Source organism: Bradyrhizobium sp. NP1, assembly GCF_030378205.1.
Taxonomy (GTDB): domain Bacteria; phylum Pseudomonadota; class Alphaproteobacteria; order Rhizobiales; family Xanthobacteraceae; genus Bradyrhizobium.
The window spans coordinates 2,256,316-2,272,817 of the sequence record NZ_CP127385.1 but is presented as its reverse complement, the minus strand read 5'-3'; the positions used below and the strand labels follow the sequence as shown (position 1 = coordinate 2,272,817).

The 16,502-nt window shown below is 64.4% G+C and carries 14 protein-coding genes; 4 read left to right on the top strand and 10 right to left on the bottom strand.

The window, feature by feature from the left end:
• Positions 1–116 precede the first annotated feature (116 nt).
• The 6 genes from QOU61_RS10930 to QOU61_RS10905 all read right to left on the bottom strand — a co-directional run bounded on the left by QOU61_RS10930 (position 117) and on the right by QOU61_RS10905 (position 5,773).
• Entirely contained in the window at positions 117–935 is an 819-nt protein-coding gene (locus QOU61_RS10930) for an aldo/keto reductase (protein WP_289658255.1), read from the bottom strand.
• Between the two features lie 184 nt (positions 936–1,119).
• Positions 1,120–1,587, bottom strand: coding sequence for a hypothetical protein (locus tag QOU61_RS10925; protein WP_289658253.1), 468 nt, complete (start codon positions 1,585–1,587; stop codon positions 1,120–1,122).
• Between the two features lie 115 nt (positions 1,588–1,702).
• Positions 1,703–3,133: a M20/M25/M40 family metallo-hydrolase gene (locus tag QOU61_RS10920; protein ID WP_289658251.1), complete on the bottom strand. Its 1,431-nt coding sequence runs from the start codon at positions 3,131–3,133 to the stop codon at positions 1,703–1,705.
• 137 nt (positions 3,134–3,270) lie between these two features.
• Positions 3,271–3,765 (bottom strand): RidA family protein, encoded by a 495-nt coding sequence (locus QOU61_RS10915; RefSeq protein WP_289658250.1) that lies wholly within the window; start codon positions 3,763–3,765, stop codon positions 3,271–3,273.
• Between the two features lie 14 nt (positions 3,766–3,779).
• Positions 3,780–4,178 carry a c-type cytochrome gene (locus QOU61_RS10910; protein ID WP_289658249.1) on the bottom strand — a complete coding sequence of 133 codons (399 nt, stop codon included), beginning with the start codon at positions 4,176–4,178 and terminating at the stop codon, positions 3,780–3,782.
• Positions 4,178–5,773, bottom strand: coding sequence for an NAD(P)/FAD-dependent oxidoreductase (locus QOU61_RS10905; protein ID WP_289658248.1), 1,596 nt, complete (start codon positions 5,771–5,773; stop codon positions 4,178–4,180). Before QOU61_RS10905 ends, QOU61_RS10910 begins: the two co-directional genes overlap by 1 nt.
• Positions 5,774–6,116: 343 nt before the next feature.
• Here QOU61_RS10905 and QOU61_RS10900 point away from each other — a divergent pair, with 343 nt between their 5' ends.
• Positions 6,117–6,965, top strand: a complete 849-nt coding sequence (locus tag QOU61_RS10900) for an Npun_R2479 family HD domain-containing metalloprotein (RefSeq protein WP_289658247.1) — start codon at positions 6,117–6,119, stop codon at positions 6,963–6,965.
• Positions 6,966–7,177: 212 nt separating this feature from the next.
• Here the strand turns inward: QOU61_RS10900 and QOU61_RS10895 are convergent, their stop codons facing one another.
• Both QOU61_RS10895 and QOU61_RS10890 read right to left on the bottom strand, forming a co-directional pair.
• A complete protein-coding gene (locus QOU61_RS10895) occupies positions 7,178–8,914 on the bottom strand; it encodes a PHA/PHB synthase family protein (RefSeq protein WP_289658246.1) in 1,737 nt (578 codons plus the stop codon).
• Positions 8,915–9,086: 172 nt separating this feature from the next.
• A complete protein-coding gene (locus QOU61_RS10890; RefSeq protein ID WP_289658245.1) occupies positions 9,087–9,815 on the bottom strand; it encodes a FadR/GntR family transcriptional regulator in 729 nt (242 codons plus the stop codon).
• A gap of 174 nt (positions 9,816–9,989) precedes the next feature.
• On the opposite strand from QOU61_RS10890, the gene QOU61_RS10885 reads away from it, so the two are divergent.
• Genes QOU61_RS10885 through QOU61_RS10875 form a run of 3 tightly spaced genes read left to right on the top strand, consistent with a single transcriptional unit; the run spans position 9,990 to position 13,332 of the window.
• The gene (locus tag QOU61_RS10885; protein WP_289658244.1) at positions 9,990–11,144 is read left to right on the top strand and encodes a mandelate racemase/muconate lactonizing enzyme family protein; all 1,155 of its coding nucleotides are present in this window, start codon (positions 9,990–9,992) and stop codon (positions 11,142–11,144) included.
• A 23-nt stretch (positions 11,145–11,167) separates the two neighbouring features.
• Positions 11,168–12,115, top strand: coding sequence for a dihydrodipicolinate synthase family protein (locus QOU61_RS10880; RefSeq protein WP_289658243.1), 948 nt, complete (start codon positions 11,168–11,170; stop codon positions 12,113–12,115).
• Positions 12,112–13,332 (top strand): ABC transporter substrate-binding protein, encoded by a 1,221-nt coding sequence (locus QOU61_RS10875; RefSeq protein ID WP_289658242.1) that lies wholly within the window; start codon positions 12,112–12,114, stop codon positions 13,330–13,332. The genes QOU61_RS10880 and QOU61_RS10875 overlap by 4 nt, the downstream gene beginning before the upstream one ends.
• Positions 13,333–13,379: 47 nt before the next feature.
• Here QOU61_RS10875 and QOU61_RS10870 read toward each other — a convergent pair whose 3' ends face one another.
• Both QOU61_RS10870 and QOU61_RS10865 read right to left on the bottom strand, forming a co-directional pair.
• Positions 13,380–14,630 (bottom strand): ABC transporter substrate-binding protein, encoded by a 1,251-nt coding sequence (locus QOU61_RS10870; protein ID WP_502876913.1) that lies wholly within the window; start codon positions 14,628–14,630, stop codon positions 13,380–13,382.
• Between the two features lie 164 nt (positions 14,631–14,794).
• Positions 14,795–16,255 carry a GH1 family beta-glucosidase gene (locus QOU61_RS10865; RefSeq protein WP_289658241.1) on the bottom strand — a complete coding sequence of 487 codons (1,461 nt, stop codon included), beginning with the start codon at positions 16,253–16,255 and terminating at the stop codon, positions 14,795–14,797.
• Positions 16,256–16,502: the final 247 nt, after the last annotated feature.

The following is a 16,502-nucleotide window of genomic DNA, read 5'->3' as shown; positions in this document are numbered from 1 at the left end:
ACCAAGGCCGACACAACGGGAAAATGGCTCCTCGCGGAGCCATTTTCTTTGGTGCCAGGTCTTCTTTGGTGCTAGGTCGCTCCTCGCGATGACACGCTGGCCGTATCACGCTCCATTTAGTCCCACGCCGGCACGAAGGCGGGATTGACGCAGCGCCGGTCCTTCGGGAGGCCGGCGATCTTCTTCCGGTCATCGTCGTCGAGCTTGACCTTCAGCGCGTCGAGATTGGCTTGCTGGCTCTCGCGGCGCGAGGCCTTCGGGATCGCGGCGACGCCGTCCTGGTCGAGCAGCCATTTCAATGCGACCTGCGCCGCGCTCGCATTGTGCTTTTTGCCGATCGCAATCAACGTCTCGTCGGAGGCGACGCGGCCCTGCGCCAGCGGACAATACGCGACCAGCGGAATCGCATGGGCGGTGAGATAGTGGCGCAGTTTGGTCTGGTCGAGCATGACGTGATACTCGACCTGGTTGCACGCGATCGGCGCCCTGATCTCCTCGACCACGGTCTTGAGCAGCGCGGTGGTGAAATTGGCAACGCCGATGGCGCGGGTGCGCCCCTGCTCCCTTAGCTTCATGAGCGTCTCGAAGATCGCGGGCAGGTTCATGCCCTTCGACGGCCAATGCACGAGATAGAGATCGACATGATCGAGCTTCAGCTTGTCGAGGCTGGCATCGAAGGCACGGCGGATCGCGTCGGGCGCGAGATTCTCGTGCCAGACTTTCGTGGTGACATGCAGCTCCCTCCGCGCGAGGCCGGACGCGGCGATCGCGGCGCCGATCGGCTCCTCATTGGCATACATCTCGGCGGTATCGATATGGCGGTAGCCGAGCGCGAGCGCGCTCTCGACCGCGGCGCGGCAGGTGTCGCCCTGCATGCGAAAGGTGCCGAGCCCGAGCCGCGGCAGGCTGATGCCCTGCGTTTGCAGATTGTCCATGAATACTCCTGAAAGCTTTCCGACGCCGAAACGCACGCCGGCGACATCATCTCAAGCAAAGGTGGGATGAAATGAAGGGGGTGGCGGAATCGCCACCAGCAGTTTGCCCGCCCGGCATGGCGGCGATCAAGACTTGCGCCATCAAGATCAAGACTTGCGCCATCAAGATGTCGCGACCATCACGCTATTCGGCCGGCTTCCAGTTGCAGATGCCGCCGCTCCGGCAAGGCCAGGTCTGGATGCGGGTGTCGAAGGCCTGCGCATCCAGCGGGTTGGTGTGGCGCCGCGCGACATGGCTTGTCGCCGGCGCGCGCGGCTTCTCCCGGGCGAGGCGCACAGGCTTATCGCGGGCAGGACGGGCGGGCTTCTCGCGCGCGACATGCACGGGCCTCGTCGTCTTGCGGACGACGACCTTCGGCGCGACAGCCAGCTGCGCCGGTGCCTGCGCGGCTTCGGCCGCGTGGTCGGCCTTCGCCTCTACCGGCACCGGCGCGAACTCGCTCGGCGGCCCGAGCGGCTTCGGCGACAGCAGCGCCTGCGACGGATCGAGGCTGAGATACTCGTCCGCGCGGTAGTCCTCGGCCCGCGACGGGCTCGCCGCCGCCAGCAGGGCCGCGCCGACCAGACATGCGGAAATGGCTTTCAGGATCATGAAAGCGCCTCCTGAAACACGGCATCAAGAAAAGCTAGTGGTTTCCACTAGCCTTTATCTAGGCAGTGCCGGTGGCGTTTCCAGCGATCGCGGTCGTCAAACGCTCGCGAATATCCTATTTGGTTCCCCCGCCGGCCAAGAGCTTCACCAGCCGATAGAGATAGTCGTTGCCCTGGTAGAACGACGTCACGGGAACCCGCTCGTCCTTGCCATGGGCGCGGATGTCGTTGATGTCGTTGGCCAGGCCCGAATGACCGTAGGTCGGGATGCCGGCGTTGCGCAGGTAGCTGCCATCGGTGGCGCCCGAGCTCATGACCGGAACCACCACCGCATCGGGCCAGAATTCGCGCGACAGCTTCTCGATCGGACCGATGATCTCCTCGTTCAGCGCCGAAGGCTCGCTCAGGACCGCCTTGTCGATCTGGCTGACCTTGATCTGGTCGTCGGCGAGCACCCGCTCGATGGTCGCCTTGATCTCGTCGACCGGCTCGCCCGGCATGATGCGGCAATTGACCTGGGCGGTCGCCAACTGCGGCAGCGCGTTCACCGCGTGGCCGCCCTGCAGCATGGTCGCGACGCAGGTGGTGCGGAGCTGCGCGTTGTAGCCGGCGTTCGCCGACAACCGCGCGGCGGCTTCGGGATCCGGCTTGTCGGCGGCGACCGCGCGCATGTCGGCACCCGTCTGCGCGTTCTCGAACTGCGCGGAGCGGGTGAAGAAGGCGCGCGTCGTGCTGTTGAGATGCAGCGGGAAATCGAACTTCGCGAGCCGCGCCAGCCCGTCGGCGAGATGATAGATCGCGTTGTCCTTGCGCGGCACCGAGCTGTGGCCGCCGGAATTCCTGACCTCGAGCTGGAAGGAGACCGAGACCTTCTCGCTGGTCTGGATGCTGTTGCGGATCGCCTTGCCGTCCTTCAGGCCGACGCCGCCGCCCTCGTTGAGCGCGAATTCGGCGTCGATCAGGTCGCGGTGGTTCTTGATCAGCCACTGGATGCCGAGGCCGTCGCGGTCAAGGATCTCCTCGTCGGTCTCCAGCGCCACGATGATGTCGCGATCGGGCTTGTAGCCCTCCTGCCTGTAGCGGATCAGGTTGGAGACGAAGGCCGCCGCCATGTACTTGTCGTCGCCGGAGCCGCGCGCGTAGAAATAGCCGTCCTTCTCGATCAGCTTGAACGGATCGACCGACCAGTCCTCGCGGTTGGCCGGCACGACGTCGAGATGGGCGACGAGCAGGATCGGCTTGCGTGCACCGCTGCCATGCAGCCGCGCCACCAGGTTGCCTTTGCGCGGCGCCGGCGAGAACGCCTGCACGTCGGCGTCGGGGAAGCCAGCCGCCTTCAGGCGCGCGGCGACCGCCTGCGCGGCGCGGTTGGTGTCGCCGGTCGCGGTCGTGGTGTCGATCTCGAGCAGCTCCTTGTAGATGTCGTGCGCGAGCTGCTGTTGCGGGGTCAGATCTTCGGCGAGCGCGCCACCTGCTGCGAACGGAAACGACGCAAGTGCGCAGACAAGGGAGATCGTGGGAAGCCTTCGCCGCTCTCGTCGTTGCATCGCGCCCTCCATGGTGCCGGCTTTTGATGAAGGGATTTCAGACCGGATGAAACCGCTTGGCAAGGTGCAAGACCCTGTCAATTTTGCAGGGCATCGTCGCCGATTTCGCTGCCCGCTTGCTTCGCTTCCTTGCTTGCCTATTTCGTCTCCTTGGCGGCGACCACCTCGATCTCGACCAGGAAGCCGGGATTGGCGAGCGACGCCACGCCGACGACCGAGCGCGCCGGCAGGTTGGGCTGGCTACCGCCAAAGAATTGCGTGTAGCCTTCCATGAAGGCCTTGAAATCCATCGGCGCCGCCGCGCTGTGCACCAGAAACACCTGCATCTTGACGACGTCGGCCATCGAGAGCCCGAGGCTTTCGAGGATCGCCTTGATCCGGTTGAGCACGCCCACGGTCTGGGTCCTGGTGTCGCCATACGCCTGCACCGACGAAGGATCGGCGTCCTTGCTGACGAGCGGGGGCACCTGGCCGCTGACATAGGTGACCGTGGCGCCCGGCGGGACCTGCACGGCCTGCGCGATCGGAAAGCTCGAGTTCGGGATCGGATGCCTGACAATCTCGGCCGCAGCCGGTGCAGCGAGGCTCGCCGCTGCAAGCGCGCCGGCCAGCCCGATCATCGTCCATTTCATAAAACCCCTCCCCTTCAATGGCGGGCGTCGGCGACGTCCTTCGACGTCACCACGTCCTGGTAGCTGTTGCCGAAATGCGTCCGCAGATAATTCACCACCGCGGCGATCTGGCCGTCCGTCATCATGTCGCCGAACGGCGGCATGGCGCGGCGGCCGTTGATCACGAGATAGATCGGATAGCCGCTCACCCCGAGATTGCGGTTCGCGACCAGCGACGGATAGCTGCCGGCGCCGGCCGCGCCCGCGGCATCGGGCATGTGGCAGCCCTGGCAGACATTGGCGAACAGCTCCTCGCCGGTCATCTCGACGAATTTGTAGCCGGACGAGAAAGTGCGGTCGTTGTCTTGTGCCGCCGTCGTGCCTGACAGCACCAGCGAGGTGGCGAAAAGCAGGTTCCAGGCAGGACTCGCCATCACGCCCTCATCACGCGCTGGTGCAGGCGGGTGATCGCGTCGAGCGCGGACAGGATCGCGCCTTCCTGCCAGGCCGGCAGTGCGGACGCATGCTCGCCCGCCAGCACGATGCGGCCGTCGATCTCGCACAGATTGCGGTAGTGCTTGGCCCGCGCCTCGTCGCTCCAGTCGCCGCTGCAACCGAGCACGAAGGGCACGCGATGCCAGGCGACCGCGACGCCGGTCTCGAATTCGTTTCTGTACTGTGGATGGATGGCGGCGCCGAACTCGACCGCGCGCGCGACGCGCTCGGCCGGCGTCATCGCGGTGAACTCGTAGGCATTGGCGCCGCCGAACAGGTAAGCCCCGAGCAGCACGCCGCGGCCCTGCCGGTTAAAGCCGGTGTTGGGATAGGCGATCTGCCGGATCGGCAGGTCGGTATAGGAGATGCCGCCATAGATCGCCTCGTCCTCCTCCCAGAACCGCCGCCTGAACTGCAGGCCGATCTTGACCGAGCCGGCATAGGGCACCGCGTCGATCGCCGCCTTCATCGCCGCATTCACCTCGACCGGCAATTGGCTGAGGATCGACAGCGGAATGGTGCAGACGCACCAGTCGGCCTTCGCCTGCTGCACGGTGGCAGGGCTCTTGGTGTCGATGAAGCTTACGACGACGCCGCGGTCATCCTGCTGGATCCGCGTCACCTTGGCGTTATAGCGGATCAGGTCAGAGACCTCCCGCGCAAAGGCCTTGCCGATCGCGTCCATGCCGCCGACCGGCTGGAACATCGTGGTCTGGAAATTGTAGTTGGCGAAACTCTGCAAATAGCGCCAGAGCCGCGATTGCAGGATCTCCGACAGATCGAGCGTCTCGCCGGGCAGCGGCGGCGCCGACAGCCCGCCGCCGGGATCCCTGGCATAGCCGCGGAACTCCGCCGACGCCAGGTTCGACCTGTAACGGAAATCACGATCGAGCGCGCCCCAGGAGCGCAGCGCCTCCAAAAGCATCTGCTTGTCTTCGCGGGAGACAGCCTCATCGAGCCGCCCCTGCTGCGTCACCTTGGCGAGCAGCTCGGCGACAGAGCCCTGAAAGTCCGCGCGCACCGCGCGGATGCGTTGCGGCGCGCCGCCGAAGGCGCGCGTGGCATGCAGATAGGCGTTATGGTTGAGCTGGATGAAGGCCTCGAGCGCGACGCCGAAGCGGCGGCAATAGTCGAGCAGCGCGGTGTGGTGATAGGGAATCCGCCACGGACCGGGGTTGATGTAGAGCCCTTCCTCGAACTCGCAAGTTTGCTTGAACCCGCCGAGCTCGGTGTAGCGGTCGCCGCCGCGCAGCGTCCAGTTTCGTCCGCCGGCACGGTCGTTGAATTCGAGGATCTGGACCTTGTAGCCGGCCTTGCGCAGTTCGAGCGCCGCGGTCATGCCGGCGAGGCCGGCGCCGAGCACGAGCACCGAAGCGCCCTTCGGGTCGCCATCGAGCCTGACCGGGCCGCTGTAAGGCGATTCCGACGCGAATCCGAGGCTCGTCATCGCGTGATACATCGCAGCGCTGCCGGCCATCGCCCCGATCAGCGACAACAGATCACGTCGCCTGACGACTGCAGCTTCGCCTTGCATGACGGTTCGCCCACCGCACGGCCCACGCCGCGGGATGAGAGAAGAAGCCGCCAACGCTCGCACTGTCAAGAAAACGCATCGTGTGCGGGGCCGCGCCACACGCGCTTTTGATGCGTCGGGCGAGGCGCGCGGCAGAAGGACGAGGAGATGCGCGCCATCCAAGGGGTGTCCTCATAAATCTGGCGCTTCACGCACGGTATTGTCCGCTCCACCCCTGCAAGCCGACAACGGATGCGGACACCGGCGTGACCGTTCGGGGGCCAAAAGCTCCTATCTCATAGCAGCGATTAGGGTGCAGGATGGGCGGCTCGAACCGAATAGCATTCGCGGATCGGAGATAGTTATGTTCAATCCCACTCAGATTGTGATCCAAGCGTTTGTCGAGGAGCTAAAAGGCAAGTACCGCCTGATCTATGGAGTCCTGGATCCAGCCTATCCGGACATCATTGGTTTTGTTGGACGCCTCGCTTTGGAGAATATTGCCAATAGTGATGCGGCCTACCACGACATGAATCACACCATCATGGTTACGTTGGTCGGCCAGGAGATTTTGCTTGGAAAACACACCAGCGAGGGCGGCGTCAGCCCGCGCGACTGGCTCCATTTTATGATTTCGCTTCTATGCCACGATATCGGCTATGTACGGGGGGTCTGCCGGGGCGATCGCGAAGGGCAATATGTCTGTAGCGAACAAGGTGATCTCGTGCCCATACCGGCGGGAGCCACGGACGCATCCTTGACCCCATATCATGTCACGCGTTCGAAACTCTTTGTCCGCGAGCGTTTCGGCAAAGGGAGCTTGACCAACATCGATACGCGAGAAATCGAGGCAAACATCGAGCACACGCGCTTCCCGGTGCCGGAGGACGAGCAGCATACCAGCTCGGCAGATTATCCAGGCTTGCTTCGTGCCGCGGATCTGATCGGTCAATTGGCCGACATTGACTATCTGCGGAAGACGTCGGCGTTGTTTGCCGAATTTCGGGAAACCGGCGCGAACAAGAGGCTCGGGTACCAAACTCCCGATGATTTGCGGGCAGCGTATCCGGCTTTCTTCTGGCACGCCGTCCGCCCCTATATCGGCGACGCACTCCGCTATCTGCGGGTCACGCAGGAAGGCAAGCAGTGGATCGCCAACCTCTATGCCCACGTGTTCTCAGAAGAACACAGGGGAGAATTCGGGGCCTCTTGAGGCGGGCTTCCACACACGGAAATTTTTCCGCCTCGGGGACTCGCCGGAACGCTAGTGTGGCGGTTCAGAAGTCCGCATCATTGTCGCTGCGAGTTCGTCATGCGGACTTCTGAACCAAAGCCACACTAGTGTGATAAGTTGCTAGTGTCCTTCGATTCCGAAGTTCGCAAACGAGGGACCCGCAGAATGATGCGAACTTCGGAATCGAGACACTAGTTCGATTTCTGCTTGACGTAGCGGCCCGGCGCCGGCTCGATGGTCCGGTAGCTCGCATTGCCGGGCTGCGTCGGCGCTGGAATGGTGCCGGCAGAATGGCGCTTCATCCAGGCATCCCAGTCCGGCCACCAGCTTCCCGGCCTTTCCTGCGCTTTCGCGAGCCAGCCCTCGGCGTCACTGCTGAGATCGTCGTTGAGCCAGTGGCTGCGTTTCTTCTTGGCGGGCGGATTGATGACGCCGGCGACATGGCCGCTCGCCGCCAGCACGAAACGCGGCTCCTTGCCCATGAGGTCCTTGGAGCGGAACGCGCTCCTCCAGGGCACGATATGGTCCTCGCGCGAGGCCAGCACGTAGAGCGGCACCTTCACCGCGGAAAGATCGACCGGCACCCCGCATTGCGTGGTCTTGCCGGGCTCGCGCAGGATGTTCCGCAAGTACGCGTTGCGGGTGTACCAGCAATACATCGGCCCCGGCAGGCTGACGCTGTCGGAATCCCAATACAGCAGATCGAAGGCGTCGGGCGATGCGCCCTTCAAATAGCTGTCGACCACATAGCGCCAGATCAGGTCGTTGGCGCGCAGCGTGCCGAAGGTGAAGGCGAGCTCCTTGCCGGGCAGGATGCCGCCGCGCCCGATCGTCGCTTCGCGCAGCGCGATCGAGGCGTCGTCGATCAGGAGGCCGATCTCGCCGGGATCGGAAAAATCGAGCATGGTGGTCAGAAGCGTCATGGTGACGAATTTGTCCTCCCCGCGCGCCGCGAGCACCGCGGCCGCGCAGCTCAGGATCGTGCCGCCGACGCAGAAGCCGAGCGCATGAACGCGATCGACGCCTGCGATGTCGCGCACGACGTCGATGGCCTTGATCGGCCCGAGCGTCAGGTAGTCGTCCCAGCTGAGATGGCCGATCTCCGGCACCGCGCTGCGCCAGGAGATCAGGAACACGTGATGGCCCTGGGCGACGGCATATTCGACCAACGAGTTTCCCTTGCCGAGATCGAGCAGGTAATACTTGTTGATGCAGGGCGGCACGATCAGAAGCGGCGTCTTCTCCACCTCCGCGGTCTGCGGCGTGTACTCGATGAGCTGGATCAGCTCGTTCTCGTAGATCACCGCGCCCGGCGTGTTGGCGAGATTGCCGCCGACCTCGAAGGCGGATTCGTCGACGCGCGTGATCCGTCCCTTGCGGACATCGTCGATGAAATTCTGCATGCCGGTGGCGAGGCTCGCGGCGCGGGTCTTGATCGCGGTGCGGATGACGTCGGGGTTGGTGGCGGGAAAATTCGACGGGCTCATCGCGTCGATGAACTGCCGGGCATAGAAGCGAAGCTGCAGCTTGGAGCGCTCGTCGACCTGGGCGTTCTCGACATACTCCGACAGCTGCTTTGACGCGAGCAGATAGGACTGCTTGAGCAGGTCGTAATAGGGCGTCTCGGCCCAGGCCTCGTCCTTGAAGCGCTTGTCGCTGCGCGCAGGCTGAACCCTGGCGTCCGCGCCGAACGTCAGCGCCCTCACGAAAGCCGCGTTCCAGAAGCGCCAGACCTGGGTGAAGTAGTCGCGCTGCATGTCGGCCATGAAGGCGACCGGCGAAAACCCCTTCCCGTTGGTCGGCTCGCCGTTGGCGACACCCATCGCCGCGGCCACGGCATCGTCGAACTGTTTCATCGACTGCTCGCCGACCTCCATCAGGTGCTGAAGATAGGCGGACGGATCGTTCGGCAGGGGGGTGCTTTCCATATGAGCCTCCAAACGATCGATGCAAACGCGGGCAACTATCTTGATACGGGATCGAACGTCCCGCCAGATAAATCGCGATCGACGGCATGGGGTTGCAATCGGACATCATGCGACGACTATCGCAGCGCAACAAATGCCTGCGCGTCGGCGGCGGGCCTAAACCGCGGCGGATCTACCGCGCGTTCGCATCGCCCTGAAGCAAGAGCTTCAGCCGCACGTCGGTTTCGACGAAATTTTCTCTTGCCTCGCGCTCGGCAGCCTCGGCGTCGCGCCGGTCGATCGCGTCGATCAGATCGTCGTGAAAATGCAGCATGCTGCGCAACTGTCCCTGGCCCAGGATCATGGTCACGTTGCGCGCAAAGGACTCCTCGATGCCGCGATAGGCCTCGATCGCGAAGCGGTTGCCGCCGGCAAGCACGATCGCGAAATGGAACTGATAGTCGAGCTGCGCGAACTCGTCGGCGCTGTTCCGCTTCACCGCGCGCTCGCAATCGGTCCAGGCCGACTTGATGCGCGCCATCTGGGCCGCGCTGTGCCGCTCGGCCGCCTGCCGGGCGGCGGGAATCTCGATCGCCTTGCGGAATTCGTAGAGCTCGATCAGCGCATCCGCGCTCTGGGTCGCCGCGATGCGGCCCTGCGGCATGCCGCGGTCGATCACATAGGTCCCAAGGCCGCTGCGCGACTCCACAAGCCCGAGATGACCGAGCACACGCAGGGCCTCGCGCACGGTGGAGCGGCCGACGCCAAGTTGCCGGCTCAGTTCCTGCTCCGAGGGCAGCTTGCTGCCGGGAGCCCAGGCCTCCTTGCCGAGCATGCCGCGCATCGCGGCGATCACTTCATCCACCAGGGACGTCTTGGCCACGCGCGGCAGGGAGGCGTTCGGCGACAGTAATTTCGGCATCTCGTTCAAATCCGCCTCCCGAGCACTACGAAGCCCCGGCGATTCTGGCAACGGTCCGGCTATCTCATAGCATGCTATCTGCTTGTCAGACAGCCTGACTTGTGCTTTGATCCGCTCGATTGAGGAGCCGGGGAGCGGAAACGGATGAAAATTACGGGGGTTAAGGCGACGCCCGTGAATATTCCGCTCCAGGTCCCCTTCCTGTTCGGCGTGGGCGTCTATCCGGGCGACACCAAGGTCATCGTCGAGGTCTCAACCGACGAAGGCATCTCGGGGCTGGGCGAAGCACCCTCCCCCGAATGCGCCCCCGTCATCAACGAGGTGCTCGGTCCGGCGCTGGCCGGACGCGATCCGCTCGACCTTTTGGCCTGCGAGCGCGCCTGCGTCCCCGATCTGCAGGTGATGCCGAACACCGGCGACAGCACGCTGCTGCGCGCGTTCGGCGGCATCGAGATCGCGCTCTGGGACATCAAGGGCAAGGCGTTCCGTCAGCCGCTCTACATGCTGCTCGGCGGCGCCTTCCGCAAGCAGATCGCCTTCGCCGAATATTTTGCCTTCCGCCAGCGCCGCGGCGAGATCGGCGGCGAGCGAACCGCAGGCGAAATCGCCGACTACTGCGCGCGGATGAAGAGCGAGCACGGATCGACGATGTTCGAAGGCAAGCTGCAGCTCGGCGATCCAGCGCTCGAAATCCGCTCGGTGAAGGCCATTCGCGCCGCGATCGGCGACGACGCGTTGCTCCGGCTCGACGGCAACATGTCGTGGTCGGTGCCGACGGCGCGGCGGATCCTGGCCGAGATCGCGCCCTATAACGTGCGCAATTACGAAGACCCGGTCGCGACGCTGGAGAACATGGCGAAGCTGCGCCAGCACAGCGGGATCTCGTTCTCGACTCACACCGTCGACGTGCAGAAGGCGGTGCGGCTCGGCGTGCCCGATTTCTTCGTCACCAACCTCGCGGTGCTTGGCGGCATTGCGCGCGCGGTGAAATTCATCGCGGCGTGCGAGCGGATGAACATCGGCTGGTGGTGCTTCAGCGGCGAGACCGGCATCGGCATATCGGCCTATCTGCACCTGATGGCGGCGACGCCATCGGTCACCGAGCCCGGCCAATGCATCCTGCACTGGCAGTCCGACGACGTGATCGAGGAAGGCCCGTTCAATCCGAAGAACAATATGGTCGCGGTGCCGGAAGGACATGGGCTCGGCGTCACGCTGTCGCAGTCGCGCCTGGCGCGCTGCCACGAGCGGTTCCTGCGAGAGGGTCCCTACAACTACTTCCGCGATCCGGACAATCCTGGCCAGTACCGGCGTTTGCCGCTGCAATGAAGATCAACATTGGGAGGAGCACAATGAACAAGGAAAACTTCTGGGCGCGCGTTTTCACCTTTCTTCCGACGCCGACAAGCGAGGATGGCGAGCGGATCGACGAGAAGCGCCTGTGCGAGGAGATCGACTATCAGGCCGAGCACGGCGTCGACGGCATCTGCGTGTTCGGCAGCACCGGCGGCAACGGTTCGTTCACCGACGAGGAGATGAAGGCTGCGACCAGGCTTGCGGTCAAGCATGCCGCCGGACGGCTTTCGGTCATCGCGGGCACGGGCGCGCGAACCACGAGTGGCTGCATCGCCCTCTCCCGCCACGCGCAGGACGTGGGCTGCGACGGCATCATGGTGCTGCCGGTCTCCTACTGGCCGCTCACGGTGGACGAAGTGTTCGCCCATTACGAGCAGGTCGCTCGCGCCGTGAACATTCCGATCTGCGTCTACAACAACCCGTGGACGACCGGCGTCGACATGAAGCCGGATTTCCTGGCGAGGCTGGCACAGCTCGACAATGTCAACTGCATCAAGGAAAGCACCGGCGACCTCTCCCGGATCAGCGCCATCCGGGCGCTGACGGACGACAAGGTCACCCTGATCGCCGGCTGGGAATCGACCAGCCTGCAGGCCTTCAGCGCCGGCGCACGCGGATGGGCGCCGGTCTGCAGCAATTTCGCGCCAAGGAAGGCGATGGCGTTCTTCGAGACCGCGACCAGGAGGCGTGACGCGGCTGCGGCGCAAACGCTGTGGGACGAGCTGTTCCCGATTTGCGAATTCATCTGCGCCAAATCCCATATCCGCGTCGCCCATACCGGCCTCGGCCTCATGGGCCGGCCGGTCGGCCCGCCGCGGCGGCCGATGCGCCTACTTGGCGAGCAGGACCGCGTCGCCCTCACGGCCATTCTCGACGGGCTCGCCGGGGCGGCCCCGCAAGAGCAGGCGGCGACGGCACGCGCCAGCGCTGGAGGACGGCGATGAGGATCAACAGGATCTCGGCGTATCTTGTCGCCTGCGCGGTCGGCTTCGGCGCGACCGGGGCCGGCGCGCAAACCAGGGCCATCAAGATCGGCGTGCTGGAGGACCAGTCGGGCCTCTACGCCGACGCCACCGGCGCCGGCTCGACGCTGGCGGCGCAAATGGCGGTCGAGGATTCCGGACTTGCAGCGAAAGGCTGGAAGATCGAGATCGTCGCCGCCGATCATCAGAACAAGCCCGACGTCGGCGTCAACATCGCGCGCAAGTGGGTTGACGAGGACGGGGTCGACGCGATCACGGGCCTCGGCAGTTCGGGCGTCGCGCTCGCCGTCAACCAGCTCATGAAAGCCAAGAACAAGCTGGCGCTGGTCGCGAGCGGCGGCACCTCCGACCTCACCGGCAGCGCCTGCACGCCCAATACCGTCCACTGGACCTACGACACCTACGCGCTTGCCAACAGCACGGGGACCGCGATCACCAAGGCGGGAGGCGACAGCTGGTTCTTCATCACGGCCGACTACGCCTTCGGTGCTGCGCTGGAGCGCGACACGACGGCGGCGGTGGAAAAGGCCGGCGGCAAGGTGATCGGCCACGTCCGCCATCCGCTCAACACGTCGGACTTCTCGTCTTACCTGCTGCAGGCGCAATCCTCGGGCGCCAAGGTGATCGGCTTCGCCAATGCCGGGGGCGATGCCACCAATGCGATCAAGCAGGCAGCCGAATTCGGCCTCACCCGGTCGGGCCAGAAGATCGCGGCGCTCCTGATGTTCCTGCCCGACGTGCGCGCGCTCGGGCTCGAGGCCGGGCAAGGATTGAACCTCACCGAAACCTTCTACTGGGATCTCAATGACGACACGCGGGCTTTCTCCGCGCGGTTCGCCCAACGCATGAAGAACGCGGCCGTTCCCACCATGCCGCAGGCCGGCGTCTACGCCGTCGTGCTGCATTATCTGAAGGCTGTGGTCGCGCTCAACGGCGACGTCAAGGACGGCGCCAAGGTCGTTGCCAAAATGAAGGAAATCCCGACCGACGACAAACTGTTCGGCAAGGGAAAAATCCGCGTCGACGGCCGCAACCTGCCGCCCGCCTACCTGTTTCAGGTGAAGTCGCGCAGCGAGTCCAAGGGCCCCTGGGACCTTTACAAGGTGCTTGCGTCGACCCCCGGCGAACAGGCGTTCCGGGCCTTGAGCGAAGGCGGCTGCGCGCTCGCATCGCAGTGAAGGCCGGACAGTGCCAGAGCAGCGCTGCGGTGTGTTACGTCGCAGCGCTACTTCGGGGCGTCGACGAAGGCGCTCTCGAGCGTGTCGCCGATCGGCTGCCAGGTGCTGCCGTCGAATTGCACCAGCCGCATCTGCTGGATGGGGCGGAAATCCTCCGGCCCGGTGTTGATGGCAATGCCCGGCAGCAGGATCGCGCTGCGGAACTCCTTCAGCGAGGCGGCCTGCCGCATCACATTCTCGCGCGAGAGGTCGTTGCCGCACTGCTTCAGCACCTGATGCAGCGTCTCGGCGGCGGCATAGCCGAACAGCGCGTTGCCGTCCTCCTTGTTCCCGTCGGGAAAGTATTTGTCCATGAAGTCGGACCATTGCTTCATGCCGGCATCGTCGTTCCAGGCGGGATCGCCGGGATTCTTGAGAAAGCTGGTCGAGATCACGCCGATCGAATTCTCCAGCCCGGCCGGGCGCAGCGCGTTCGCAATCGAGGCCGAGGTGTTGTCGAGCAGGAATACCGGGTGCCAGTCGATCTCCGCCATCCGGCGGATCGCCAGCGCCGCGACCGCCGGGGCGCCATCGAACAGCAGGATTTCCGCGCCGGAGTCCTTGAGCAGGTCGATCTGGGTATCGATCGACTTGTCGGAGAGGTCGAAGGCGATATCGGAAACGATCATCCGCGCCCAGTCGCCGAGCCCCTCCTGCAATCCGCGGAACAGATCACGGCCGAACTGATCGTTCTGCCAGAGCACCGCGATCTTGCGCTCAGGATAGGAGGCCTGGATGTAATTGGCGTAGATCCGGCCCTCGGCGCGGAATGCCGGCTGCCAGCCCATGGTGTAGGGGAACGCCTTCGGCTTGCTCCATTCCTCGTCGCCGGAAGCGAGGAAAAGCTGCGGGACCTTGTGCTCGTTCAGGTAGGGCCGCACGGCCAGGTTGCCCGGCGTGCCGAACGAACCGAACACCAGCAGCACCTGGTCGGCCTCGACCAGCTTGCGCGTCTTCTCGCGTGCCGCCTCCGGATCGGAGCTGTCGTCATAGGAAACGAACCTGACCTTGCGGCCATTGATGCCGCCATGCTCGTTGACCATGTCGAAATAGGCCGCTTCGGCCTTTCCGATGCTCGAAAACGCCGCCAGGGGCCCGGTATAGGGCATCACATTGCCGATGCGGATCTCGTCGGCGGATTCGGCCTGGTCCTCGGCCGTGGCCGGTGCGCCGGACAGAACCGAGCCGGCCATGATGATGAGCGCCGGGAGCAGCGCCTTGATGCTGTTCTTCTTGCTGGTCTTGTCGGGTTTGGGCATCGATCGGCCTCACTCAACTATCGGCCGGCCCAACGGAGCCGCCGCGATCGTTTGCCGGACGAGGTTTACCCCAAATCTGGCACTTTTTGCGATCTGATCGCGCAATCTGCTCACCTCGACCGGACGGCACGCCTTGGGCTGGCGCAAACCTGCCGACGCGAAGCCTACGCCTCGACCGCGTTGCGCGCGATCACGTTGCGGTAAAAGGCGACGCTGAGCTTGGGGGTGCGGACCAGCGTGTCGAAGTCGACCCGGTAGACGCCGAACCGCTTGCCGAAACCGTAGATCCACTCGAAATTGTCCATCAGGCTCCAGAGGAAATAGCCGCGCACCGGCGCGCCGTCGGTGATCGCGCGCTGCAACTGCACGAGATAGTTGCGCAGGAACATGATGCGGTCGAGATCGTAGATGTGGCCGTCGGGCGAGACCTTGTCGTCGGCGGAGGCGCCGTTCTCGCTGATGTAGATCGTGCCGGTGTTCCAGATCTTGGCGGCGATCCGCGGCACCCAATAGGCGGTTTCCGGGCCGATGCGCAGCCAATCCGAATTCATGCGGGGAAAGGAGGAGGGAAACGGCAGCACGGTGAAACCCGGCACCTTGTCGGACGCGACGATGTAATATTGCGGCGCGTAGATATTGAGGCCGACGAAATCGATCGGCGAGCCGATGATCCGCAGCTCGTCGGCGGTGTATTTCGGCGCGTCCTTGCCGGCATAGGCGAGGAAATGCTCGGTATATTGGCCGGTCAGGATGACGTTGAGCAGCCCGGCATTGAGCTCGCGCGTCGCGATCTCGGTCGCGGCAATGTTCTCGGGCGTGTCGATCGCAGGCAGGCAGGCCGCGATGTTCTCGGCCAGCCCGACGCGGGTGCCCGGGCGCGCTTTGGCACGGATCGCCTGCACGGCAAGCCCATGGCCCAGCGCGACGTTGTGACGGACCTGGTTGAGCAGTGCCGGCGCGAGCTTCAGCCCCGGCGCATCGATGCCCCAGCCATAGCCGAAATTCACGAAGCGGCCCGCCTCGTTGACGGTGAAGAAGGATTTGACGCGATCGCTCAACCGTTCGGCCACATAGCCGGCATAATCGGCGAAGGCTTTCGAGGTCTCGACCGACTGCCAGCCGCCGACGCGGTCCTGCAGCGCCTGCGGCAGGTCCCAGTGATAAAGGGTGGCGAAGGGCTCGATGCCGCTTGCCAGCAGCTCGTCGAGCAGGCGGTTGTAGAAGTCGAGCCCCTTGGGGTTCGGCTTGCCCTTGCCTTCCGGAAACACCCGCGGCCAGGCGATCGAGAAGCGATAGGCCCTGGCGCCGAGGTCGCGGATCAGGCCGACGTCCTCCTTGTAGCGGTGGTAGTGGTCGTTGGCGCGATCGGCATTGCTGCGGTCGGCGATCTTGCCGGGGGTGTGGCTGAAAACGTCCCAGATCGACGGACCGCGGCCGTCCTCCTTGACCGCGCCTTCGATCTGATAGGCCGAGGTGGCCGTGCCCCAGATGAAGCCGGAGGGAAAGCTGGCCGCCCCGCGCGACAGCCCCCCACTGTCCTGCGCCCTCAGCGGTCCTGCCGCCAGCGCCGCGACCGACAGCCCGGCAAGGCTCGCAAATTGCCTGCGCGAGAATTTTTCAGCCATGCCGATTCTCCCGTGCCGCCACTGGTGGAGCGGATTTGACGTTCGCTAGCATCTGCCGCGGCTCCTCATGCGAACGTCAAATCCAAAGCTCCACCAGCATCAATAACTTGCTGGTGGTCCTGCGATTTAACATTCGCAAACGTGCCTCCCAGATGGGATGCGAATGGATGACCACCGAATTTGACGTTCGCTAGCATCTGCCGCGGCTCCTCATGCGAACGTCAAATCCAAAGCTCCACCAGCATCA